Source organism: Paenibacillus foliorum (assembly GCF_013141765.1).
GTDB classification, from domain to species: domain Bacteria; phylum Bacillota; class Bacilli; order Paenibacillales; family NBRC-103111; genus Paenibacillus_S; species Paenibacillus_S foliorum.
The window spans coordinates 347,910-371,438 of the sequence record NZ_WHOD01000013.1 but is presented as its reverse complement, the minus strand read 5'-3'; the positions used below and the strand labels follow the sequence as shown (position 1 = coordinate 371,438).

Below are 23,529 nucleotides of genomic sequence, written 5' to 3'. Positions count from 1 at the left end.
ACCAATGAATTAGAGGGATCGCAACAATATGGATGAAAAAGACTGTAAAGTGCTGCTCATTATATTTGAAGAACAGAATTTATCCAAGGCAGCGGAACGCCTCTACATAACTCAACCTGCCTTAACCTATAGAATCAGACAGCTGGAGAAGCAATTTCAATTGCAAATTGTTCAAAAGTCAGGAAAGAATATCAAATTCACCTCTGAAGGAAAGCAGCTTGTCGACTATGCCAGGAAATCATTGCAGGAAGAGCAGCGGTTTAAAGAATTAATTATCAATTTAAAAAGCGAAATTCAGGGAACGCTGAGACTTGGAGCATCCGGCCACTTTACGCAATATAAGCTAGCGCCGATCCTACAACAGTTTCTGGAGCAGCATCCGAAAATACAAATCGTTCTTAACACCACTACAAATCAAGAGATCTTTCAAGCATTGGAAAACGGCAGTGTTCATGTCGGAATAGTAAGAGGAGAATTCAACTGGATCGATCAAAAATATTTGATCAGTGAAGATCCTTTTTATATTATTTCAAAAAAAGAAATCGAGCTGGATCATTTACCTGTACTGCATCGAATTAATTACCGCTCCAGTGTACTCCCTCTGAACAAATTCGGCTATAAGCCTGATACCTTTCTCATGGAAGTAATCGACGGATGGTGGAAGGATCGGTTTAACATTCCACCGCTGATTACAATGAACGTGAACAATTATGAAACATGCAAACAGCTGGTGAAGCACGGACTAGGTTATTCTATTGTTCCCCAAATCTGCTTGAATGCAGAGGATTCCTTCTATAAATACCCGATGATATTTCAGAATGGGCAGCCCTTGGTAAGAAAAACATGGCTTATATACAAAGAATCCTCATTGGAGTTACATTTGGTGAATGAATTTGTGAATCATATTAAATCGTTAAACCTGCACACGTTCCTCCAACCGATTTAGCCCCTATCCATTTAAAGGAACACTGAGAAACGGTTATCAGCAGCAGCAACAACTAATGGGTACACTGTACGTGCTTATACCAAAACTTATATATTAAAAAAGACTGAAGAATAATAAAATTCTTCAGTCTTTTTCCATGATTACAGGTTCTTGAGAAAAGCTTCCTTAGCATTATGAAACTCTTCCTTAACTTCTTGAAGCAGGCTAGGATTCTCGATTAAATCATAAGCAGTGCCGGCAATAGATTTGGCCGCTGATATTACAGCATTATGACCTGCCTCACTTATTCCAGCTTCTACCCATTCCGTGGAATGGCTGGAGGTGCCGAATGGAACAAAAGCGACACGAAGACAAGCACCGGGAACAAGATAGGTTACATTGCCGAAATCAGTGGAGCCTGTACTTGAACGCGGAGGAGATATTTCTTTAATACCGGCCTCTTCCGCATTTTTCAACAAGAGTTGGTTCAACTTATCGACATTGACTTTGTTCTCGCACTTTTTCACTTGGTTAATTGTTAGCTTGCTGCCGGTCGATAGAGCTGCACCACGTGCTGCATTGTACACCCGCTCCAACACCGTATCCAAATACGGGCGGTCAGCGGCCCGTACATAAAACTGGGCTACAGCCAGATCAGGGACGATATTGGCAGCAACTCCACCGTTCGTGATCACGCCATGCATTTTCACGTCAGGACGAACATGCTCACGCAAGTATTCAATAGCGTTAAAGGTCATAAGAATACCGTCCAGAGCGCTAATCCCTTTCTCCGGGGCTACTGCTGCATGCGCAGCCTTGCCTTCAAAAACGAAATCGATTAAGTTCATCGCAAGCGATTTGCCGTCCACCGTTGTGCGGTCGCCCCCATGCATCATTAAGGCAACATCCAGGTCGTCAAACAAACCCGCTCGGATCATAGGCAATTTGCCGCTAGTCGTTTCTTCTGCCGGAGTCCCGTATACGAGGATCGTAGCAGGCAAATCTCCCAAATTTTGCGAGAGTGCAATCGCTGCTCCTACAATAGAAGAGGCTTGCAGGTTATGCCCGCATCCATGGCCTAATCCTGGCAAAGCATCGTATTCACAGAGCAAACCAATTCGCGGTCCGCCTCCATTATGGGTATAAGTCGCTATAAAGGCCGTCGGTAAATCCGCCACGCCCTGCTCGACATGGAAATGATGATCGGATAAGGTACGAGTTAATAGTTCTACTGCTTGAAACTCATTATTCCCTAATTCAGGATGATCATGAATGAAATCATTGATATCGATTATCGAATCACGAAGATTGTCAACTGAAGCATATATTTGATGTTTTGACTTACTCACATGCACTACCTCCAAAAAATCATTCTTGTTAATTATACAAATGACAGGCAACTAATTGACCGTCTACTTCTTTTAACGCAGGCTTCTCCGTCTTGCAAATGGCCATGCATTCGCTGCACCGCGGGTGGAATGTACAACCAGAAGGCGGATTCGCTGGGCTAGGCACATCTCCTTGCAGTACGATTCTTTCCTTTTTAATTAAAGGATTAGGAACAGGCACTGCGGACAGTAAAGCTTTGGTATAAGGATGCTTCGGATTATTGAAAAGTTCATTCTTATCCGAAAGCTCGACGATTCGGCCTAAATACATCACGCCTATCCGATCACTGATATGCTTAACAACGCTCAAATCATGGGCAATGAATAAATAGGTTAGTTGAAACTGCTCCTGCAGATCTTGCAGCAAATTAATAACCTGAGATTGAATGGATACATCCAAGGCAGATACCGGTTCATCGGCTACAATCAGCTTAGGCTTCAAAGCCAAAGCGCGCGCAATCCCGATTCGCTGACGCTGACCACCGCTGAACTCATGTGCATACCGTTTGGCATGATAACTGCTTAAGCCAACGACATTTAGCAATTCTTCAACCTGCCGGTCCACTTCTTTGCCATGGGCAAGGCGGTGAATTTTTAACGGCTCCGCTATGATGTCCCCAACAGTCAGACGTGGATCAAGAGATGCGTATGGATCTTGAAAAATGATTTGCAAGTCTCTACGCAGCTTTCTTAGTTCTGTTGGATTCATGCCAACGAGGTTTTTCCCCTCATAGAGCACTTCACCCTCTGTAGGCTCAAGCAGCTGAAGTAGCGTCCGTCCGGTCGTGGATTTACCACATCCACTTTCTCCAACTAAACCAAGCGTTTCTCCTCTATAAATGTTAAAATCGAGTCCATCCACCGCTTTAACATAATTTACTGTTTGACTGAAAATCCCCTTTTTGATGGGGAAGTATTTCTTTAGATTTTTTACTTCAATTAGCGGTTTTGTCATTGCGGGTCTCCCCCTGATGAATTGAATGAAGCCAGCAACGGCTGTAATGTCCGGCTTCGACTTCTTCCAGCTGCGGTGCATCCTGCTGACATTTGTCCATAGCAAATTCGCATCTTGGGGCAAACGAGCAGCCTTTGCGCAAGCTGCCTGGGATCGGCACATTTCCTTTGATGGAATGCAGCCTTTTTTCTTGCGAATCCAAAGTAGGGATCGATTTCATTAAGCCTTGTGTGTAAGGATGCTTGGGATTGGTAAAGATTGTGATGACATCCCCTTCTTCCACAACCTTCCCGCTATACATAACTACAACACGGTCACACATCTCAGCTACAACGCCTAAATCATGGGTGATCATCATAATCGACGTATTTTGCTCCACCCTTAATTTTCTCATCAAATCCAGAATCTGAGCCTGAATGGTTACATCCAAGGCCGTTGTCGGTTCATCAGCGATTAGCAGCTTGGGTTGACAGGACATCGCCATAGCAATCATGACACGCTGCCTCATGCCGCCAGAAAGCTGATGCGGATACTCATCTACAATTTGCTCCGGTCTTGGAATGCCGACTAGCTTGAGCATTTCTATCGCATGCGCCCTTGCTTTTGACTTGCTGTAGTTTAAATGAATTTCCACCGATTCACCGATCTGCTGCCCTATAGTGAACACCGGATTTAAGGAAGTCATCGGCTCCTGAAAGATCATGGCCATTTCATTGCCCCGAATTTCTCGCATCTTAGCTTCCGGAATAGATAAAATGTCTTTACCGTTAAACTCAATCGACCCTCCGACTACTTTCCCAGGAGTTAGCCGCATTGTAGTTAAAGAGGTTACACTTTTGCCACAGCCGGACTCCCCGACTATACCAACCGTTTCGCCCTCATATATCGTGATGTCCACCCCGTCAACTGCCGGAACAACACCTTCATCAGAATAAAAATACGTTTTGAGCTCTTTAATTTCCAACAGCTTCTTCTTCAATGTGTTTACCCTCCCGTATAACAGAGTTATTCCGTTTAACTAAAATTACAGCTTCATCTTAGGATCCAAGGCATCCCGCAGACCGTCTCCCAGCATGTTAAAGGCTAATACCATGAACATAATAGCCAAGCCAGGAATTGTGCTTACATGCGGAGCTGTCCGCAGATATTCCCGTCCGGTGCTCAGCATGGCTCCCCATTCTGGTGTAGGAGGCTGTGCACCCATACCCAGAAAGCTTAGACCGGATGCTGTCAAAATCGCTGTAGCTATTCGCAGTGTGGAAAGAACAATAATAGGCGCAATGCTGTTTGGAACCACATGCTTAAATATAATGAGTGCATTAGTAGCGCCCATCGCTTTTGCGGCTTCAATATATTCTTTATTTTTCACGGAAATGACCGCGCTTCTAGAAATTCGGGAAAAGGTCGGCACTGAAAAAATACCGATGGCTATCATCACATTGATCATGCTTGGTCCCAGTACGCTCACGATGGCTAATGCCAACAAAAAGCTAGGAAATGCCATGAATATGTCCATGATACGCATAATTAAAGAATCAATATATCCGCCGAAGTAACCGGATATTGTACCTAATGCTACTCCGAGAATGACGGAGATTAATACACCGACAATCCCGATCATTAATGAAATCTGGGCTCCATATATGACCCTCGAAAAAATATCCCGGCCGAATTCATCCGTGCCGAACGGATGGCTCCATGTAGGAGATTCAAGCATGATCTCCATGTTTTGAACGAATGGATCGTAAGGAGCAATCCAACGCGCAAGCAGAGCGACGATTACAAAGATAGTGACCATCCATAGTCCGACCATAGCCCGTTTATTTTTTTTGAAGCGGCTCACCATCATTTGCATTGGCGAACGCGGCGTATAGGATTGTTCAAATGGATTGCTTTCAACTTGTGCTACTTGTGCTGCCGATGCTGACTGACTCATGAATTTGCTCCTTTCTTAATCGTATCTAACCCTAGGATCGACTAGGCTGTAACATAGATCGACGATCAGGTTTACAATGACAAATATGGTTGCGATAAAAAGAACTGTGCCTTGAATCGCCGGATAATCACGGAATTGAATCGATTGAATCACATAACGTCCAAGCCCATTCATTGAGAAAACCGTCTCAGCTAGTACCGCTCCTCCCAATAAATGACCAAATTCCAAACCAATGATCGTAATTATCGGAATTAGTGCGTTTTTCAAAGTATGCTTGTAGATAACCACTTTTTCCTTAACCCCTTTGGCTCTAGCCGTACGAACAAAGTCTTGATGAATGACTTCCAATACGGAAGAGCGAGTAAGACGGGCCAAAATAGCAGATGAGGACAATCCAATCGCAAACGCAGGAAGTATAAAATACTTAAACCCATCGCTGCCACCGGAAGGCAGTATACGAAGATAATAGGAAAAAATTAAGATTAACATGAGTCCTAACCAAAATACCGGCATGGAAATACCGAATAAAGAAAACATCATCGTTGCATTATCCCTTATACTGTTAGGCTTAGTCGCAGAGAAAATCCCGGCAAACAGACCTACAATAATCATAATGATAATGGCCATAACGGTAAGCATGATCGTTGTTGGGAATCTCGTAAGAATTTCTGTCAGCACGGGCCGATCAGAGCGCAGCGATGTTCCAAGATCACCTTTTGCCAGGTTGACCACATACGTTCCGTATTGCACATGCAAAGGCTGATTTAATCCTAAGCGTTCTCGAACCATTGCAACGTCTTCTTCGGTGGCGTCATTTCCGGCAACTAGCCGGGCTGGATCTCCTGGAACAGAGTGGATCAGAATAAATACGAGAATGGATACACCTATCAAAGTAGGAATCATTTGCAGTACACGCTTTATAATATAGCTAAACAACCTGGCGCCTCCTTTACAAGAATAGAATAGGGGGATGCAAGTTCCCCCTATTCTACTAAAGCTTTTTGTTATTTTTTCACAACATCACGAAGGATAAGTCGCTCGTTATTCCAATTGTATACATTGTCAAGATTGCTCTTATATCCTGAGGTTTGTTTGTAATCGAGCAGGAAAATCCAAGGAGCTTGGTCTTTGATCAGCTTAAGAGCATCGCCGTAAACCTTTTTACGATCATCCGGGTTAGCGGTTTTCATCCCTTTATCAATTAGAACATCCAAATCAGGATTAGACAGCTTGGAATAGTTACTCGCGCCCTTGGTCATCAAGATCGGTCTCAAGCCCCAGTCTGCGTCATTCGTGGAAGTGCCCCAGCTGTTCAAAGCCAAATTGAATTCAGCCTTCGGATCGCGAGTTGCTTCTTGGAATGCACCGAATTCCCATTTGCGGTATTCGACTTTAAACCCTACAGCCTGCAGGTTGCCTTGAATATATTCGGCGATTTGGCGGTCCATCAAATAACGGCCGTCCGGCGTCCATAATTTTAACGTTGTTCCTGGCGCAACTCCTGCTTCTGCCAGCAATTGCTTCGCTTTCTCAGGATCGTACGGGTATGCGCCTACCGAGGAATAACCCCACACCATATCACCAATTGCCGCTTCAGCCACTTTGGCTTGGCCGGACATGATTTTCTTAACAATCGTTTCTTTATCTACTGCATAGTTGATCGCTTGGCGAGCCTTCACATTATCGAATGGCGCTCTTGTTGTATTAATGGACATGTATAGGTTTCTGGAGCTTGGCTCCACATTGATTTTAATTTTGTCATTTGTTTTAAGACGGTCTACATCGGAAGTAACAACGGGAACGATGATATCCGCTTCACCGGTTTCAAGCATGATGGAGCGTGCGGAATTTTCAGCTACCGTTTTGAACGTAATGGTTTTCATTTTTGGTTTATCTCCCCAATAATCGGGATTAGCCTCAAACACAACCTTGTTGCCAGGAACCCATTCCTTTAATTTGTAAGGACCGGCTCCAACTGGGGATTTACCAACTTCTTTGCCCTTCTCTTTTACGTTCTTAGGGCTATGGATACCGCCGTTTGTGTGTGCAAAGGTAATCAATGCAGGGCCGAAAGGAAATTTCAGATCAAAGCTCACTTGATACTCGCTATCGACATTAACTTTATCAATAAACTCCGCATATAAAGAATAGCGATTCAGCTTATTATCCTTGTTAATAACTCGGTCAAAGGTGAATTTTACGGCTTCTGCATTAACAGGTGTGCCGTCTTGAAATTTTGCTCCTTCACGAAGTTTAAAAGTGATCTTTTTTCCATCTGGAGATGTGGTCCATTCTTTAGCCAATTGAGGAACAATCGTATTGTTTTTATCCAAGGTAACCAGCTTGTCGAATAACAGCTCGTTCGCATTATTGGATATGCCGTCGCTAGTATCCTGTGGATCCAAGGTAACCGGCTCAGAACCAAGGGCAACTACTAAATCCTTAGAAACACCGGCGCTATCGCCTCCAGACGAACCGCTGCTACAGGCAGATAGGAGAAGAACAAATGCTAAAACCAGTAATAATGAAGTCTTTTTCAAAACAATTTCCCCCTCGTTAACATGTATTTATATTAAAAATGAAAAGACCGGTTTAAGCAAACTCGCGGATCACCGCAGCTACCATCTTGATACCATAAATGTAATCACTCACGTAAATATTTTCATTAGGCGCATGTTTCCTTGAATCGCTGTTGCCAACACCGAAACCAACCGTCGGGATACCGAACTGCTGACAAAGCCGGTACATCGGCCCTGAGCCAGGGTTCATTAGAACCTTCTGCGGGGGTTTCCCGCTTACTTTTTCCGCAGCCTGCATCACTTTAACAACAAGCGGATGACCAGGATCCGTTTTGGCGGCACGTGTTCCCTTTCTGGCGAATATTTCAATATCCTCAAAGCCATGACGATCCAGATGCTCTCTGAGCAGCTGTACAATTTCTTCAGGATCTTGATCCGGAACCAAACGGAAGTCTAGCTTGGCTCTCGCTTCGGAAGGTAGAACTGTTTTGGAGCCTTCCCCGGAATAGCCCGAGTAAATACCGCAAATATTGCAGGTTGGCTGGAAGATGAGCTTCTCTTTTAATGGGGTTCCAGTTAAGTTCAATAAAAATTGATTTAGTCCGTACCTTTGCAAGGTTTCTTCTTCCGGGTAATCCATCGATTCAAGAATTTTTCTCTCATCGTCCGATATTAGCAAGACACGATCATAGAATTTGTCTATTAGAACTTTCTCTTCTTGATCTTTCAAGGTACTTAATGCCCATACCAATCGCCAAGCGGGATTCTCAACAATTGCAGCATTCAAGGAGTGCATATCCGAATTGGCTCCCTTTGCTGCCAGTTCAATATACAAAATTCCCTTTGTTCCCATTTTGAGCTCGATGCTTTTATCCGAATAAATAATACCATTCTCCCAGATACACAGATCAGCCTGCACCTTATCTGGATGCTTCTCGATAAAATCAGGCAGGTTAAGGCTTCCCTTCTCCTCCTCCCCTTCCACAATGAATTTCACATTAATGGGGAGTTCTCCATACACCTGCTGGTAAGCATGAATCGCGCAAATGCGTGCCATAAGGGCGCCCTTATTATCTGCGGAGCCTCTGGCGGTCAATACGTCTCCATGAATTTCGGCTGCGAATGGATCACAATGCCAGGATTCGATTGGATCTTCCGGCTGGACATCATAATGATTGTAAAATGAAATCGTTTTCTTATCGCCCGAAAAAAAATGACCATACACAACCGGGTGGCCTGTAGTTGCGATAATTTCTGTGCAACCACCCTGCTGCTTCAAGAAATCTGCTACCATCTGAGAGGCTTCTTGAATCCCTCTGTTTTGAGTAGAGACGCTTGGAATTTGACATAAATCCTGCAACCATTTCACGTACATGTCTTGATGCTCTTCGATATAGCGGTATACGAGTTCCATATGTGTCCTCATCTCTGTATTTCTTAGAAGAAGTATGTCTTGGACAGTCTTCTTTCTCCCGATCCCCTCCGTCTAAAGATTGGCAAGATACTGTTTGTAAACTCTATGTAAAAAGTATAGCACCCGACTTATTGAATGTATAATTTATAATTTTATCAGTTATTGATAAAATTTTTTATCAATTCTCCTATTCTTTATCTACAGGATGCTGTAAATTATCTATATAATAATCCAGTACAAGATTTCCGTTGGTCGTTTTTACCGCATAGAAAATATCAGAAAGCTTCTTGCCTTTCTGTTCGATTTGTGACATCAACCATTGCTCAGAAAGATTATTTTCCGCTAAGTTTGGCTTAATAATTTTACCATCCATAATGACTTCAATCGGAAAGCTTGTAGCTCCTGAGTTAACTAGATTTATGTCTTTTCTAATTAAAGCCAAATATTTATCCTTCTTCTTTACCGATAGCTTCCCATTAGTCTCTAAGATCGCATAGTCAACCTCTTCGAGATTAAATACATCCTTCTCTCTCAAAGATTGATTGAGGGAATCCAACGTGTAATGTAATTTTCTCATGTTATCCTCTAGTATTTTTCCTTTCTCAATGATTACTGTGGGCCCCCCAGATACCCATTTTCTTGTGTGCGGAAATTTAAGCGCTACTTTAGACAAGATGAAGGAAATAAGGGTAAACACAGCCAGAGACAGAATGAAATACCAAGCTTGCATCTTCTCATTGAACGCCAGATTAGCAGCAATTGCTCCAAGGGTAATACCCGTCGCAAAATCATGGAAGGTCATATTGGAGACCGTCTGTTTTCCTAAAACTCTTGCTATTAACAATAAAGCTACAAATGCTAAAATCGTTCTCCAAAAAATATCCATACTTTCTTGCATGATTGACTCACCTCATTGAACAGGTTTACCTTTGAAAATGGTTTTTATTCCAAATTCATAATATCAGTATTGCTACTGTTTGTACCTTCATCTCCATCTTTTTTTATGCACTTAAGAAATTATTAAGGTATACCCTGAGAATTGTTTAAGAACTTGCGTCTATATTAAAGCTATACATATGAAGCATTGAGGAGGAAACCCGTATCGCAGCTCAAAAAACCATACTTCTTGTCGACGATGAGAAGGAAATTATCGATCTGTTGGAAATTTATTTAAAAAATGAAGGCTATCTGCTTCTGCGCGCATTTGATGGGGAAGCCGCTTTGAACATTTTACAAAAAGAGGAGGTCGATTTGATCGTGCTGGATATTATGATGCCGCGAATGGATGGGATTGAAGCCTGCCTCAAAATCCGTGAGCACAAAAATATGCCTATTATCATGCTCTCAGCCAAAGGTCAGGATATGGATAAAATCATGGGTTTAAGCAGCGGTGCCGATGACTATCTGGCCAAACCATTCAATCCGTTAGAGTTGATTGCCCGCATTAAGTCGCAGCTGCGCCGATACACCCGCCTCAACATCACACAAGCCAGCAAAGAGCATGAAATCGAGGTGGACGAGCTGCTCATCAATACCCAGACCCACGAAGTGAAGCTGGACAGCCGCATTATTAAGCTAACGCCGCGCGAATTTGCCATACTGGAGCTTTTAGCTCGCCATCGCGGTGTCGTGTGGAGCATTGAGAAGATTTACGAAACGGTCTGGCAGGAAGCTTACTTCGATTCCAACAATACCGTCATGGTCCATATCCGTAAAATACGCGAGAAAATAGAAGCCAATCCCCGGAAGCCTAAATACATCAAAACAATCTGGGGGGTTGGCTACAAAGTTGAGTAAACATCCGTACTTACATCCAACATCCCGTTTAAATCGATTCCCTTTCACCTGGTTTCCGTTTAACTTATTGCGTGCCTTGATCCTACTAGCCATGGACTTATACCACATACTCAAAAAGCAGGTTGCAAAAAGCCTGCGCCTGCAGCTAATGGTCGCTTTTGCCTTTTGCCTGGCTGCATCGCTCATTTTCTACTCCCTAAGCTCCGCTGTATTTGGCGGAATCCAGAAAGAACCTGTCATTGATTACGAATCTGGTGTACAGCGTATCGATAATACAGCGAAGAGTCTGGGTGAGGTACTGAGCCATGAATATCGTAGTCATGATGAAGCAGAGACGCCTGAATCACAAATGAATGGGGAAAAGGAGCGGGATCACAACTTTACTGAGCAAGTCAAACGTGAAAGCTCCATGAATCGATACAAAATTAAGGTCACCGATCTCACAGGCAAGGTTTTATTCCAAAGCTCCAATTCAACTGAAACCAGCGTAGACATTCATAAATCGATTCGCAATTCGATTGACACCCAACGGGAGAAGAAATTACGGCAAGAGACATCGAGCCTGTATCCTGTTACTTATAAGGGGCAGCCCTCTTATTTGATCGTCAGCGGCATTCCGGAACCGAACATTAACTACACACGAGGACAAAGTCCTTTTACAACGGTCAGCTCCATTATCTTTTTTATTGTCCTTTTCTACTTTTTGACCCAGCAGAAAATGCGCTATATTGAAGAATTGGCTGGAGGGCTAATTACCATTTCAACCGGAAATCTGAATTCCAGGGTCGCGGAACGCAGTGATGATGAGCTAGGCTCCCTAGCTAAAAATATGAATTTGATGGCGGAACAGCTGCAGATGAAAATCGAAGAAGAGCGGAGAGCCGAACGTCTAAAAAATGAGCTGGTTACCAACGTTTCGCATGATCTTCGTACACCGTTAACGCTGATCATTGGCTACCTGCGTCTGCTTAATGATAAGAATTACGAAAACGAACAGCAAGCTCAAACATACCTTAACATCGCCTACAATAAATCAGAAAAGCTTAATTCACTAATCGATGACTTATTTATTTATACGAAACTGACTCATCAGGATGTTCCATTGAATAAAACAGGCATTGCCCTCAATGATTTACTTGAGCAGCTTCTGGAGGAGTTCGTAACACCAGCTGAAGAACAGCAAATTATTCTGTCACGTAATATCCCAAAGGAGAAAATATTCGTAAACATTGATGTCGATCAGATGATCCGAGTTTTCGAGAACCTGCTGGGCAATGCATTAAAATACAGTCCAAAGCCAGGCGTCATCTCGATTAGTATGGTCAAGGAGCAACGATATGGTATCGTCCGAATCGGCAACATGGCTGAAGAGCTGACCGAGCAGGAGCTTGAAGAGTTGTTCGACCGGTTTTTCCGAGTGGATGCTTCCCGCTCCTCACAGACTGGCGGTTCTGGTCTAGGGCTCGCCATTGCCAAAAGCATTGTTGAGGCGCACGAAGGCTCCATAGGGGTCGAGCAGCAAGATGGCGAGTTAGTATTTTACATTAAGTTAAAGCTAGCTTAAATCTTTATTTCTCATCAGAATTAAAAGGGGAGACTGTCTGCCTGCAACCTACGGTCTCTACGGCATCTACGGTCTCCCCCACTTCTCAACATCCCTTGTACAAAACAACTATGATATCCATATGCAATCCTCTGGCCTTTTATCAAACAATAATCCCTTAAACACCGTAGCTTTCAACTGATGCATGTCCGTTCGCTCGAGATACTCTATTCGGCAGCATAAACCTGGTTGAATCCATTGTGTCTTCTGATCCTGAGACGAATGAAGCTGTTGTGCAAGCTCTAAGAACTGTTGTTTATCCTGCTGCTCAAACCCATCTTCCACAACACCAACCGGCTTGTTCCTCACTGTTCTAAAATTCAAACCAATAACAAGTCCAAATGGATTTGTTCTATAGCCCAGAATAAGCACATCCACAGTTTTGACATGATTGATCTTCAGCCAATCACTACTTCTTGTATCCGGTAAATACCTGGAATCTATCCTCTTTGCTACAATCCCTTCCATGTTATGTTCTTTAGTCAATTCAAACAAAGCCTTGCCCTGACCCGCTAAATACATCGTAGGCATTATTGAAGGTGAGTTAACAACCATTTCACTTAACCGCTGCTTCCTCTCCATTAATGGTTCTTTCATGTGCTCCCTATCCGTATACAAAACATCAAAAACAACAAACGATACAGGATGTGTATGAACAGCCTGCTTAATCCGCATGGAATTACTCAGCCGCCCCCGATAGGTAAAATCATCAAAAACAGGCCTGCCACTCCGCAATACAATTCCCTCACTATCCAAAATAGCTGTGTGCGCTTTGATTGCATTTGAAGCTTCCTTCAACTCAGGAAACTTCTCTGTTACAATCTTCCCATTGTACGTATAAGCTTCAACGCGTTCACCCTGCTTATGCAAAAGAATACGCCATCCATCCCATTTGGGCTCATAGATGAAATGATCATCATCGAATGGCTCCTTACCTACGCTTAGAGCCATTGGCTTGATTCGTGTAAAAAGCATTTAAACCACCTCATTACACCATTGTTCCATCCTATGCTTGCTCTAAACTAAGATTCTATTGAATATTTTTATAGTAATAAATAGTTGCATGTAGCTCGCCGCTAGCAGATTTCGCATAATTTGGAATACGTCCAGCTGGAATATAACCTATGGAAATATAAAGATCATTAGAAGGGTCTCCTTCTCTGGTATCAAGAACTAATAACGTTCTGCCTTCCTGCTTCGCTCTTTCTTCAGCCATTTCCATAAGTGAACGGCCGATACCTTTACGACGATAATTCGGGTGTGTCATTAATTTGGCAATCTCAGCTCTATGACCGCCATTCTGCTTCGTACTTAAATGCAGCTGGACACTTCCGACTATCTGGTTATTTATTTTTGCGACAAATAGAATAACATCAGGATTCAATACATGTTCCCAATATTGTTTAGCCTCTGATAGCGTTAAAGGAGGCAAGAAGCCAATCGATGCACCATTTTCAACTACTTGTATTAGAAGAGCCGCAAGCTCGTCTAGTGGTTCTCCAATAGATTTGATTTCTTCATTTATCACATGACTAATCATCTGTACACTCACCTCAAATTAGTATTCTATCTTCCAATATGAAACATTAAGAAATGCTTTATAGCAATCCATAAGAAATTCTAACATTAGGCATAGGGTATAATAAGGATGAAATCAAAGGATGAAAGGATGTTCTAATTATGGCAAAACACACGCCTTATATTTTTTCCGAGGACGCAAGATCTCAAGCTGAGTTCTACACGAATGCTCTTGGCGGAGAGATCCAATCCATTATGACGTTTGGACAACTTCCGGATGCAAATGAAACGAACAAGGACAGAATCTTGCACTTGAGTCTGATGGCTGCGGGGGTTAACATCCTGATGTGTGATTCCGTATTCGAGCCTATTCAACACGGCAATGCTATCCATTTGTGTCTGGAATTCTCAACAGAAGAAGAAGCCTATGAAGCCTTCGGCAAGCTTGCGGAAGGCGGCAACGTGAAGCATCCGTTGGGAGAGGCATTCTGGGGTGCGCTGTTCGGGCAAATCGAAGATAAATTCGGCGTATTGTGGATGATCACCACCGAGCCTAAAACAGGTCAATCTTGATTCAACCTTCCTAAATCCTATCAACCTTATCGCGGCAGCCAGGAGCATGAATATCGTGCTTTTGGCTGTTTTACATTGGCGAAGCCTTAACTGAATGGCTTTAGCTTTAGATGATGACGTTGATTCTGATTCTGATTCTGATTAAGCCTGCTACTTTTTCCCACGATACGCCTTTTCATGGTATTCGGTAATGTAATTGAACAGAATTTTACCGTCATCCTGTAGCGCAGCATCAGCATCAAAGCCCAAGTACATGGCTCGATAGGTCTCAGGAACCCAAATATAGGGATGCACATATTCCGTCAAATGAAATCCGACTTTTTCCCAAAACTGGATACGTTCCGCATTTTCCTTAGTCGGTTCAGCTTCAACCTCTATCACGATACCTCGGCAATCTGCGGTGCTTTTTGCCCAAGCTCGAATGTCTTCTATACATTTTCGGCCTAAGCCCTTGCCGCGCTGGTCTTGACGAACTGCAATATAGTCGATGATAAGTACCTTTGCATTTCTATTGATCGCTGTGAGGGCCATAGCAACCACTTCTGTACACTCACTCCAAGTATGCAGCGTACAGAGTTCTCTTTTGAACATGCGTTGGATGATCGATCGATTTTTCCTCCCGTGTTCAGGAAACGCCTCCTCGTACACCCGCTCAGCTTTAAGCCACAATGCTTCATCCCACTCTGCAGTCGTTTGATAGTTCACCGCCATGGTCTTCACTCATTTCTAGTAGTAATTGGCGTTTCTCCAACTTATAAAAATGCCTGATTAATTATATTACCCTTAAGAGCATGAAAATCCTTCCCTAACATTTAATGGAAGTTCCGTATTTTGAAGGAGCATCTCGTTATTTATAGAATTATTTATTATGATGACAAAACGTAAAATTATTCTCATTCTTGGACTATACGTACTCATCCTAACCGGAATACGCATGGTGGGTCGACGCATGTCCTACATGCTAAACGATCTATTAGATATGAACCGACTACGTGAGAGTGGAATCATTCTCTATAAGCGTAATCTCCGGCTTCAAGGCATAGCCTCGGGGGTAATCGATATGTTGCGTTTTATGACACAAGGAAAGCCGTTACAGTTGATTAATAACATTCCGGATACTTTTCCTTACGTGATTGCAGATGAGAATAGAATGATCCAGATTCTATTCAACCTGTTGCACAATGCTGTGAAATTTACGAATGAAGGAAGAGTGACCATCCGGGCAGCAGTCGCGACTGGGCATGTGCGCATCTTTGTTGAGGATACCGGCATCGGAATGGACGAAGAGACGCTTCAAATCATTTTCCAGCCCTATGAGCAGGGGGATTCCAGAATTACGGCTATCGGAGGCGGAATGGGCTCGGTTTAAGTATAGCAAGGCATTTGGTTGAGCTGCATGGCAGCAAGCTTGAGGTCAGTTCCATCCCAAGTCAAGGATCGGTATTTACCTTTGCTCTGGAGCTGGCGGAACCTTCCTTAGTGGAGGAAACGATTGCGGTACCGCTTGTCTATGCAGAGACAGCCGTCTCATCTTACCTGCCCGCAGCAGAACTTACAGCGGTTAAGCCTCCGAATGTGTTAAATAGAACTGATCGCCCACGGATATTGGCAATAGATGATGATGCGATAAATTTAAGTATTCTCAGCAGCCTGCTATCTTCCGATAACTATGATGTCGTCACCGCATCAAGCGGCAAGGAGGCGCTATCCATTCTGGATACGCAAGTCTTGGACTTAATCATATCAGACGTGATGATGCCACAGATGTCCGGATATGAACTTACGAGGACCATTCGGGAACGTTTTTCTATCTCCGAGCTTCCGATTCTACTATTGACTGCACGCAGTCGTTCGGAGGATATACAGGCCGGCTTTCAGTCTGGAGCCAATGATTATGTCATGAAGCCCGTGGAAGCCGCTGAATTAAAGTCGCGCGTGAAAGCTTTAACTGAGCTCAAAGCCTCTATAAGAGCGCGGCTTCGCATCGAAGCGGCGTGGCTGCAGGCGCAGATACAACCGCATTTTCTATTTAATACGTTAAATTCCATAGCCGCCTTAAGTGAGTTTGACACAACAAGGATGCGTCTCTTGCTGGAAGCGTTCGGAAATTACTTAAGAACAAGCTTTCAATTTGCTAATACCGAGAAGCTGCTGGTACCTCTTAACCACGAATTGGATCTTGATCGCTCCTATCTGTTCATTGAGAGCGAGCGTTTCGAGGAACGTCTTAATGTCATTTGGGAAGTCGACCCGAATATCCAGATTGACGTTCCCCCGCTGTCGATCCAGCCTCTTGTCGAGAATGCCGTCAGACATGGCATTACTAAGCGCTCCCGTGGTGGAACGGTACAAATCCTCATCATGGACCATGAGGAATATATCGTAATTACAATAGCCGATGATGGTGTGGGTATAAAAGAAGAGAAGCTGTGGACTTTGCTGGATCAGCAATCACCGAGTAGCCGTGGAATCGGCTTGCTTAATACAGAACGGAGGCTGAAGCAGCTGTATGGCTGTGGGCTTCAGATAGACAGCAGTCCGGATGTCGGAACCAAGGTTTCTTTCCGAGCAATGAAATAGTACGCGTAACATTGGAAGCTTATTTTAGAATGGCCTCTCTCAGAGAAGGGACCCCATTCTTGTCTAGATCAATCTAGACTGGAATGGGGTCCCTTATTAATGAAAACTTCATCAGGTCCAAATTGCCGGCCTCTTCTAAGAGCTTATTAAGAACCGAGTCCATCCTAATATGGCAAAACAGAACAGCACTGTGCCAGCGCCAATACCTGTGATAGCACTATTAGCAACGTTTAATTTTTTGGATATAAAAAATGAAATTAATGCAACTCCAACGAGGAGTATGCCTAAAATATATAAACTCGAATCATTAAAAACACTTTTTAACCAGAAAAAATGAACGCCTACAATAAAAGCAATCCATGGAGCAACATAATCAGTACGTTTAAATTTTATCAAGATGAAAGCACCTATTGCTGCTAATAAAAACTCAATAATTACGAAAATGATATAATTTTTGAATACATCCGAATCCGACAGTGCTGTGCGATCATGCCAATGTGTAATACTTAAATAAATACCGACTATACCTATTAATATGCAGTTGCAGATGCAATCCCAATATACTTACGCCAGCTTTTTCTAGGATTCTCCTGAGCCCAACCAAACCAACTAAAACTAAATATGCCGAAAATAGCTGTATACATCGCATAATCTCTTACATACTCCATGATATCCCCCCTTATAATTGATGATAGTTGCCTCTTGTCATGTGGTATATCCGTGTTATTACATCCATCTAATCCTGGAGATGTTCCCTGACTGCTGCTTCTATCACTCATTCTGAAATTGCTGATACAAAATTAGTTTTTTTCAATCATATCCGGTTCAATCTCAAAATCAGGATTTGACCTTCCTTCTTCCGATGATCTCTGCCTGCACAATCCTGCAAACATGCAGTTATTATTTACTGAAATTTGCTTGTAAGGGGGAAGAACTGCGAAAGTACAGTAATTTAATGAAAAGCGGTCCGGTTTCAGCTAAGAATGGAAAAAAACCGTACATTTGCATGAATTCACCAAGACTGCCGATATAGCGGCTAAAAGGCTGTATAAATGCAGGATTTGAGGGTAGGCAACAGCTTCTCGAATAATGTCTTGTGTGCTGTCATTGCCGTTCGTAAGGTCTTGTCAAACGCTGAGTTGGGTATGGAGCCGAAATCGAATGATTTCGTCAAGCGCTGATTTCGGTTCTGAACCTCATTTCCACCCTAAAATTTAAGCTTTAAGAAAACGAAAACCCACCTTCGGCTCATAATCTTCGGGTGGGTTTTTACTCTCTTTTATTGTTTTAGTTAATGTATATTAAAAGATCACTAGTAAACAATCCAAACTTCCCTCGCTCCTATGACTTCGCCTCATTTTGAGGAGAAACCATGCCCACCAAAGATTCAATTGTATTTATATTTTACCTTTATTTCCCTTCACGTACAAGCGTTCTTATCCACTTATTCGGACTCGTATCTTTGCACCTTATTCGTATAACAACTTTTAAATATATTTCGATATTTCCCAATTTTGATATTCCAATAAATTCCAATCCAATCTGTTTAATAAAAATCGAGTAGGAGGGAGTATTTAACTCCCGCCCTCTCATACCTCCTTAGGTTCCGTTCGGTCAACCGCAACTAGAAAAGAGAGCCCAAGAATCTCAGGCTCATTAGGGTTTACACTAGAATGTTCGCTAAAACGTAGGCAGATTATCCAGATTGTTCTCTTTAACACCGTCAGGTTCGCTTCGCAGAATATCGCGGCCATAGCGATGGTACACATCCACATTGGCCAGAGCACCTGCTTTCGCCTCGCTCAAAGCAGTTACATAATCGAGTTCACGCCCTGCCGACGTTTGAATCGCAATAATGTCGCCGTCATTGTTTTTACGTACGGCTACGATATGCTCTTTGCCGTCTGTAGTCGCGGTCTGCATTTGATCTTGCTCTGCTTGCATTTCACCCTGTTGTCTATACTCTTGATAAATTTGTTCGTAATTTTGATTTTCATTCGTTGGACCTTGATTCATCATAACCACCTCGTCTGTTATGATGCACAGAAGTCACTTCAATTATTAGATTTTATTCTTAACTCAACCTTTATTTTACATTCAATAGCATCAATAGCTCCAAAGCCTCTTCATGCTCAGGCTCCATGGCTAAAGCTCTATGAGCATACTCCCTTGCATCATCATGAATACCAGCCTCATAGCAGCATATGGCCATACTATAAAGTACAGAGGATTCCGCCTTAGACTCACTTGATGAACGTTCAAAGAAGGCTAACGCATCCTCATATAAGTCCATCTGATACAAAAGCATACCACAGTCTAAAGCTAAATCATGCTTCTCCTCCATAGGGTAGTAACCCTTCCACATCAGATGGATCCCGTTGCGAATGTCGTTCATTTCTTTCTCATTACTAGTTGGAAGCAGCTTCGAAATGCGCTTGGCGCTCTGAAGGAATAATTGAGCATCATAGCTGCCCAATTTCCAATAAGAATGAAGCTGGGATAGCTCCATTTGTTCCAAATGCTCATCAAACCATTCTTTCATATTAAAAAAATCATCCGGTCCAAAACGATCTACAAACCGTCGATAAGCGAGACGGGAATGGGCATAGCTTCTAGGGTCTTGAAGCATGAAAATACAGCCTACATTTAAGTTGTTATACTGATGCGTCGTGAATAAAGTCTCCGCACCCTTTTGTTCATAAACATGTTGAATGGCATGGTAGTTAGCCTCCAAGGAGAAGCTTCCGTGATGGATCAGCTTAGGCGCCTCGACATATTCCCAGCTCTCTAGTCGATGGTCGCCTTTATCGGCTGTAAGCAGCAGAAAGCCTTCTTGCGACAATTGACTAAGTCGTTCTAAACATGCCAGTCCTACGGCTGGAAAGAGAACATGGGAATCCTCCAGCTTTTGCCTATACAGCTCTATAACGTCGTGGTACGGATAGGAGTCCTGCTCGTATATGCTTGCCCTGCGATAATGATACTCGGGGAGGACTTGCTTCAGTTTATCCGATGTGCTAATATCGGCGGCCCCATCCGGAAACTGCAGGGAAACGTCACACTCATAAACCTTGCCTTCATCCACATACAGCAGTTCTTGAGGGATACTGTCAAAAAAGTAATTGCCGATAATCAGCAGAGGCTGCTCCAAATCACCAGGTCTTATGAAGACGTTAGATTGCGTCAAGCTGAGCTCCGTATCCTGCACGGCATCGAATTGTGCGAAATCCAAAATCCCTTTCTGAACAAAAGGGTACAAGCTCCGATGCTGCTGCCAATAGGAGATATTGGAGCCAGCTAAATCACTCATTACATAACGAAAAGAAGGAATCAGAATGCCCGCATAATCCCTTAACTCACATAGCTCTTTGAGGATATGAAACGCTAATCGCCCTGAACCCGCTCCAAGCTCCAGAATCGTAACGGGTGCAGACGTATCGCCTAACCTGGCTCTATCTTGAAGAAATCCAAATATAATTTCCGCATAAGCCAACGCAATAATTGGATTATTCGTAATGTACTGCGGCACTTCTTCGCTCTGCCAAGCATTGATCCCCTGCTCTTCATAATAGGATCGCTGAAGCTCCCATATCGGTGCTTCACTGAAGCGGTAAATTTGTTGATCGGTATGTGTCATCCATTAGAACCTACTTTACTAAGTTTCTTATCACCTGTGTCGGATTGATATGAATATATCATAAGCTTGTGCATGCTTTGAAACAACCCCAACAAGGCGAAAGGAATTGTGTCTGAGTCGTCGAATGTAATATTTAAACAATGCTACCATGGGAGAGAACATATGGATAAATGGACGACGAGTAAGCTCTTACAATTTGCACAACTAGAACTTGAGGAAACTTTACGAGAACAGCAAGGGATGACTTTTAAGGTTAAACAAGTAAAGGGTCGATTTATACATACGTTCTGCACAGGAAATTTATTGTCAAAAATGAAACTGACCCCTCAAGACATTGTAGGGAGGGAGCTTAAGGATATTCTTTCTATTGAAATCGCGGCGTACAAAGAATCATTTTATAATCGCGCATGGCATGGTGAAGAGAATATTACCTATGAAGGTGAGATTGAAGGGGTTTACTATCTGGCTTCGTTAAGACCGATCCGGAAATCTGGCAAGGTAGTCGAAGTGATTGCATCCTGCGTGGATATTACCGAACGAAAGAGAGCAGAGGAAGAACTTAGAGCAACCAAGGAATTGTTGGAATCTTTAATTGAAAATTCTGCCGATGGCATATGTATCACAGATACGGAAGGTAAAGTAATTCGGGTGAACCGTGCTTTTCAACAAATATTCGGCTGGATTGAGAAAGAGCTTGTCGGAAAAACAGTACCGATATTCCCCGAACATATGAAGAACGACCTTGAAGTTATATGTAAGCAATTACAAGCCGGAGAGAAGATTACGAATCGTGAAACTATTAGGCAGCGAAAAGACGGAGAAATAATCCATGTGTGTGTAACCGTATCCCCTATTAAGGATAAAGCGGGCAATGTCATTGCATTAGCTGGTACAACCCGAGATATTAGCGAGCGTAAAAGGACGGAGGAATTTCTGCGAAAGTCCGATAAGCTAAATGTTGTCGGCCAATTAGCGGCGGGGCTGGCCCACGAAATTCGCAATCCTTTGACCTCATTACGCGGATTTTTACAATTAATGCAATCAGGCTCTAAAAATGACTACTATGACATCATGATACCTGAAATAGACCGAATCAGCTGTATTGTTAGCGAGTTTTTGATTATTGCAAAGCCACAGGTTACGAATTTCCAAAGTAATAATATTACAACTATGATTCAAAACGTAATTACCTTGTTAGACTCCCAAGCTATCTTGTATAACGTCCAAATAAAAGTGGAGATAGAAGATCATCTTCCCCTTCTTCCATGTTCCGAAATACAAATTAAACAGGTGTTCATTAACCTCTTGAAAAATGCCATTGAAGCCATGCCTGAGGGTGGAGAAATCCATATCGTTGCCCATATGCAAAATGAAGATCATCTCCTCATTCGCTTAATTGATCAGGGGGACGGCATTCCTGAGGACTTGATCCAACGGCTGGGAGAACCCTTCTATACAACCAAAGAAAAAGGGACAGGCTTAGGTTTGATGATGTGTTATAAAATTATTGAGGCCCATCAAGGAAATCTGTATATCAACAGCTGTATGGGTGTAGGAACGACAATTGATGTCGTATTGCCTGTGACTGTTACACCCTGATGATGTTCATCGCAACCAATAAGAAGAGCGAGAGCCCAGCAATGCAGCCCCTCGCTCTTCTTCCTTTTCCTTCCAATCTAATCACTGTTTCACATCTTACCTAGTCCACTCGGTTTCACAAATGCTTTTCAAGCATATTTCGATACTGCGCTTTGGGTCGGAGCCCCACGACTTTTTCTAAAGGCTGCCCTTCTTTATAAACAATAACCGTTGGCATGCCCATGACGCCGGCTTCAGCGGCGGATACAGGTAAGTCCTCGCAGTTCACTTTCACTATTCGGACTTTTCCAGTCATTTCCAGATCTATCTCTTCCAATATGGGGAGTAAAGTCTTACAGGGCGGACACCATGGTGCGCCATAGTCGACAAGAACTACACCTTCACGAAGTATTGACTTCAGCATGGCGTCATTTTGCGCAATGGTTAGAGCCATTTTCCCTCACCTTCCTATCTGTTATTTGCTCCCCCTTCAAGCCGCACGTAAGCCATGCGATCCAGGAGATTGGCTCTGATTTGATTCAACTCGATGATTTGCCGTTCGATCTCTTCGAGTTTCTGATTATAAATCGGCATGACCTCTGTACAGAACGCCTCTTTATTCTGAAGCACGCAATTCAAAAATCCCGCAATCTGTTCTGTAGTCAATCCTAGATTTAAATATAATTTGATCGTCTTCACCGTTTCCTCGGTGAGTGGGCTGAAATCGCGGTATCCATTGGTTAGGCGTACCGATGCAATTAATCCCTGTTTTTCGTAATACCGCAGCGAGCGGATGCTGACACCTGTCAATCGCGAAAGTTCACCTATCTTCATTACAATCCCCCGGGTATGAGAATGGCTTATTACTAGTATAAAGTCTGACAGTAGTGTCAGGGTCAAGCGTTTTTTATTATGCAAATATTTGAACAAAAAATGAACCCTTTAGAAGAACATTTTTTCCCCGACAGGGTTCGAGTTACTTTTTACTAGGTATTTGATAAAGTAATCCATACGAAATCAACTAACTAACATATGGTAGGTGTTCAATGATTGAACTTATAGTAGAAGAAAAATTATTTAGCGTAAATGAAACAGCTTCATTACTT

Annotated in this window: 24 protein-coding genes; 7 read left to right on the top strand and 17 right to left on the bottom strand. The window is 43.0% G+C overall.

The annotated features are described in order from the left end of the window. Positions 1-28 precede the first annotated feature (28 nt). On the top strand, positions 29-946 hold the full coding sequence (locus GC093_RS04320) for a LysR family transcriptional regulator (protein ID WP_171650610.1): 918 nt from the start codon (positions 29-31) through the stop codon (positions 944-946). 140 nt (positions 947-1,086) lie between these two features. Here the strand turns inward: GC093_RS04320 and GC093_RS04315 are convergent, their stop codons facing one another. The 8 genes from GC093_RS04315 to GC093_RS04280 all read right to left on the bottom strand — a co-directional run bounded on the left by GC093_RS04315 (position 1,087) and on the right by GC093_RS04280 (position 10,035). Next, on the bottom strand, positions 1,087-2,274 hold the full coding sequence (locus GC093_RS04315) for a M20 family metallopeptidase (protein WP_171650609.1): 1,188 nt from the start codon (positions 2,272-2,274) through the stop codon (positions 1,087-1,089). A gap of 28 nt (positions 2,275-2,302) precedes the next feature. Further along, positions 2,303-3,268, bottom strand: coding sequence for an ABC transporter ATP-binding protein (locus tag GC093_RS04310; RefSeq protein ID WP_171650608.1), 966 nt, complete (start codon positions 3,266-3,268; stop codon positions 2,303-2,305). Next, positions 3,249-4,247 (bottom strand): ABC transporter ATP-binding protein, encoded by a 999-nt coding sequence (locus GC093_RS04305; protein WP_171650607.1) that lies wholly within the window; start codon positions 4,245-4,247, stop codon positions 3,249-3,251. The genes GC093_RS04310 and GC093_RS04305 overlap by 20 nt, the downstream gene beginning before the upstream one ends. A gap of 45 nt (positions 4,248-4,292) precedes the next feature. After that, positions 4,293-5,204 (bottom strand): nickel transporter permease, encoded by a 912-nt coding sequence (gene nikC, locus GC093_RS04300; RefSeq protein ID WP_171650606.1) that lies wholly within the window; start codon positions 5,202-5,204, stop codon positions 4,293-4,295. 15 nt (positions 5,205-5,219) lie between these two features. Beyond that, positions 5,220-6,140 (bottom strand): nickel ABC transporter permease, encoded by a 921-nt coding sequence (nikB, locus tag GC093_RS04295; protein ID WP_171650605.1) that lies wholly within the window; start codon positions 6,138-6,140, stop codon positions 5,220-5,222. 68 nt (positions 6,141-6,208) lie between these two features. Beyond that, positions 6,209-7,744, bottom strand: coding sequence for a glutathione ABC transporter substrate-binding protein (locus GC093_RS04290; protein WP_171650604.1), 1,536 nt, complete (start codon positions 7,742-7,744; stop codon positions 6,209-6,211). Between the two features lie 52 nt (positions 7,745-7,796). Then, complete coding sequence (locus GC093_RS04285) at positions 7,797-9,137, bottom strand: M20/M25/M40 family metallo-hydrolase (RefSeq protein ID WP_171650603.1); 1,341 nt, start codon at positions 9,135-9,137, stop codon at positions 7,797-7,799. Between the two features lie 187 nt (positions 9,138-9,324). Continuing rightward, positions 9,325-10,035 (bottom strand): DUF421 domain-containing protein, encoded by a 711-nt coding sequence (locus GC093_RS04280; protein WP_171650602.1) that lies wholly within the window; start codon positions 10,033-10,035, stop codon positions 9,325-9,327. A gap of 221 nt (positions 10,036-10,256) precedes the next feature. Between GC093_RS04280 and GC093_RS04275 the strand changes: the two genes are divergently transcribed. Continuing rightward, entirely contained in the window at positions 10,257-10,934 is a 678-nt protein-coding gene (locus GC093_RS04275) for a response regulator transcription factor (protein WP_376768627.1), read from the top strand. Then, positions 10,927-12,498 (top strand): sensor histidine kinase, encoded by a 1,572-nt coding sequence (locus tag GC093_RS04270; RefSeq protein ID WP_246313353.1) that lies wholly within the window; start codon positions 10,927-10,929, stop codon positions 12,496-12,498. The genes GC093_RS04275 and GC093_RS04270 overlap by 8 nt, the downstream gene beginning before the upstream one ends. 108 nt (positions 12,499-12,606) lie before the next feature. On the opposite strand, the gene GC093_RS04265 is transcribed toward GC093_RS04270, so the two are convergent. Beyond that, positions 12,607-13,512, bottom strand: a complete 906-nt coding sequence (locus GC093_RS04265) for an ATP-dependent DNA ligase (protein ID WP_171650601.1) — start codon at positions 13,510-13,512, stop codon at positions 12,607-12,609. A 55-nt stretch (positions 13,513-13,567) separates the two neighbouring features. Then, positions 13,568-14,077 (bottom strand): GNAT family N-acetyltransferase, encoded by a 510-nt coding sequence (locus GC093_RS04260; RefSeq protein ID WP_171650600.1) that lies wholly within the window; start codon positions 14,075-14,077, stop codon positions 13,568-13,570. Positions 14,078-14,217: 140 nt separating this feature from the next. On the opposite strand from GC093_RS04260, the gene GC093_RS04255 reads away from it, so the two are divergent. Then, positions 14,218-14,628, top strand: coding sequence for a VOC family protein (locus tag GC093_RS04255; RefSeq protein WP_171650599.1), 411 nt, complete (start codon positions 14,218-14,220; stop codon positions 14,626-14,628). A gap of 150 nt (positions 14,629-14,778) precedes the next feature. Here the strand turns inward: GC093_RS04255 and GC093_RS04250 are convergent, their stop codons facing one another. Next, positions 14,779-15,339 (bottom strand): GNAT family N-acetyltransferase, encoded by a 561-nt coding sequence (locus GC093_RS04250; protein WP_171650598.1) that lies wholly within the window; start codon positions 15,337-15,339, stop codon positions 14,779-14,781. 157 nt (positions 15,340-15,496) lie between these two features. Here GC093_RS04250 and GC093_RS04245 point away from each other — a divergent pair, with 157 nt between their 5' ends. Beyond that, positions 15,497-15,997, top strand: coding sequence for a sensor histidine kinase (locus GC093_RS04245; RefSeq protein ID WP_171650597.1), 501 nt, complete (start codon positions 15,497-15,499; stop codon positions 15,995-15,997). A gap of 14 nt (positions 15,998-16,011) precedes the next feature. Further along, positions 16,012-17,208 (top strand): response regulator, encoded by a 1,197-nt coding sequence (locus GC093_RS04240; protein WP_171650596.1) that lies wholly within the window; start codon positions 16,012-16,014, stop codon positions 17,206-17,208. 135 nt (positions 17,209-17,343) lie between these two features. Here GC093_RS04240 and GC093_RS35670 read toward each other — a convergent pair whose 3' ends face one another. From GC093_RS35670 to GC093_RS04225, 4 genes are all read right to left on the bottom strand, one after another. Further along, entirely contained in the window at positions 17,344-17,604 is a 261-nt protein-coding gene (locus GC093_RS35670) for a hypothetical protein (protein WP_246313345.1), read from the bottom strand. Between the two features lie 134 nt (positions 17,605-17,738). After that, a complete protein-coding gene (locus GC093_RS35665; RefSeq protein ID WP_246313343.1) occupies positions 17,739-17,876 on the bottom strand; it encodes a hypothetical protein in 138 nt (45 codons plus the stop codon). Positions 17,877-18,888: 1,012 nt separating this feature from the next. Next, positions 18,889-19,224: a DUF3892 domain-containing protein gene (locus GC093_RS04230; RefSeq protein WP_171650595.1), complete on the bottom strand. Its 336-nt coding sequence runs from the start codon at positions 19,222-19,224 to the stop codon at positions 18,889-18,891. Positions 19,225-19,294: 70 nt separating this feature from the next. Beyond that, complete coding sequence (locus GC093_RS04225; RefSeq protein WP_171650594.1) at positions 19,295-20,845, bottom strand: SAM-dependent methyltransferase; 1,551 nt, start codon at positions 20,843-20,845, stop codon at positions 19,295-19,297. A 162-nt stretch (positions 20,846-21,007) separates the two neighbouring features. Here GC093_RS04225 and GC093_RS04220 point away from each other — a divergent pair, with 162 nt between their 5' ends. After that, entirely contained in the window at positions 21,008-22,444 is a 1,437-nt protein-coding gene (locus GC093_RS04220; protein ID WP_171650593.1) for a PAS domain-containing sensor histidine kinase, read from the top strand. A gap of 115 nt (positions 22,445-22,559) precedes the next feature. Here the strand turns inward: GC093_RS04220 and GC093_RS04215 are convergent, their stop codons facing one another. Both GC093_RS04215 and GC093_RS04210 read right to left on the bottom strand, forming a co-directional pair. Continuing rightward, on the bottom strand, positions 22,560-22,847 hold the full coding sequence (locus GC093_RS04215; RefSeq protein WP_376768622.1) for a thioredoxin family protein: 288 nt from the start codon (positions 22,845-22,847) through the stop codon (positions 22,560-22,562). 44 nt (positions 22,848-22,891) lie between these two features. Then, positions 22,892-23,257 carry a MerR family transcriptional regulator gene (locus tag GC093_RS04210; RefSeq protein WP_171650591.1) on the bottom strand — a complete coding sequence of 122 codons (366 nt, stop codon included), beginning with the start codon at positions 23,255-23,257 and terminating at the stop codon, positions 22,892-22,894. Between the last annotated feature and the right edge of the window lie 272 nt (positions 23,258-23,529).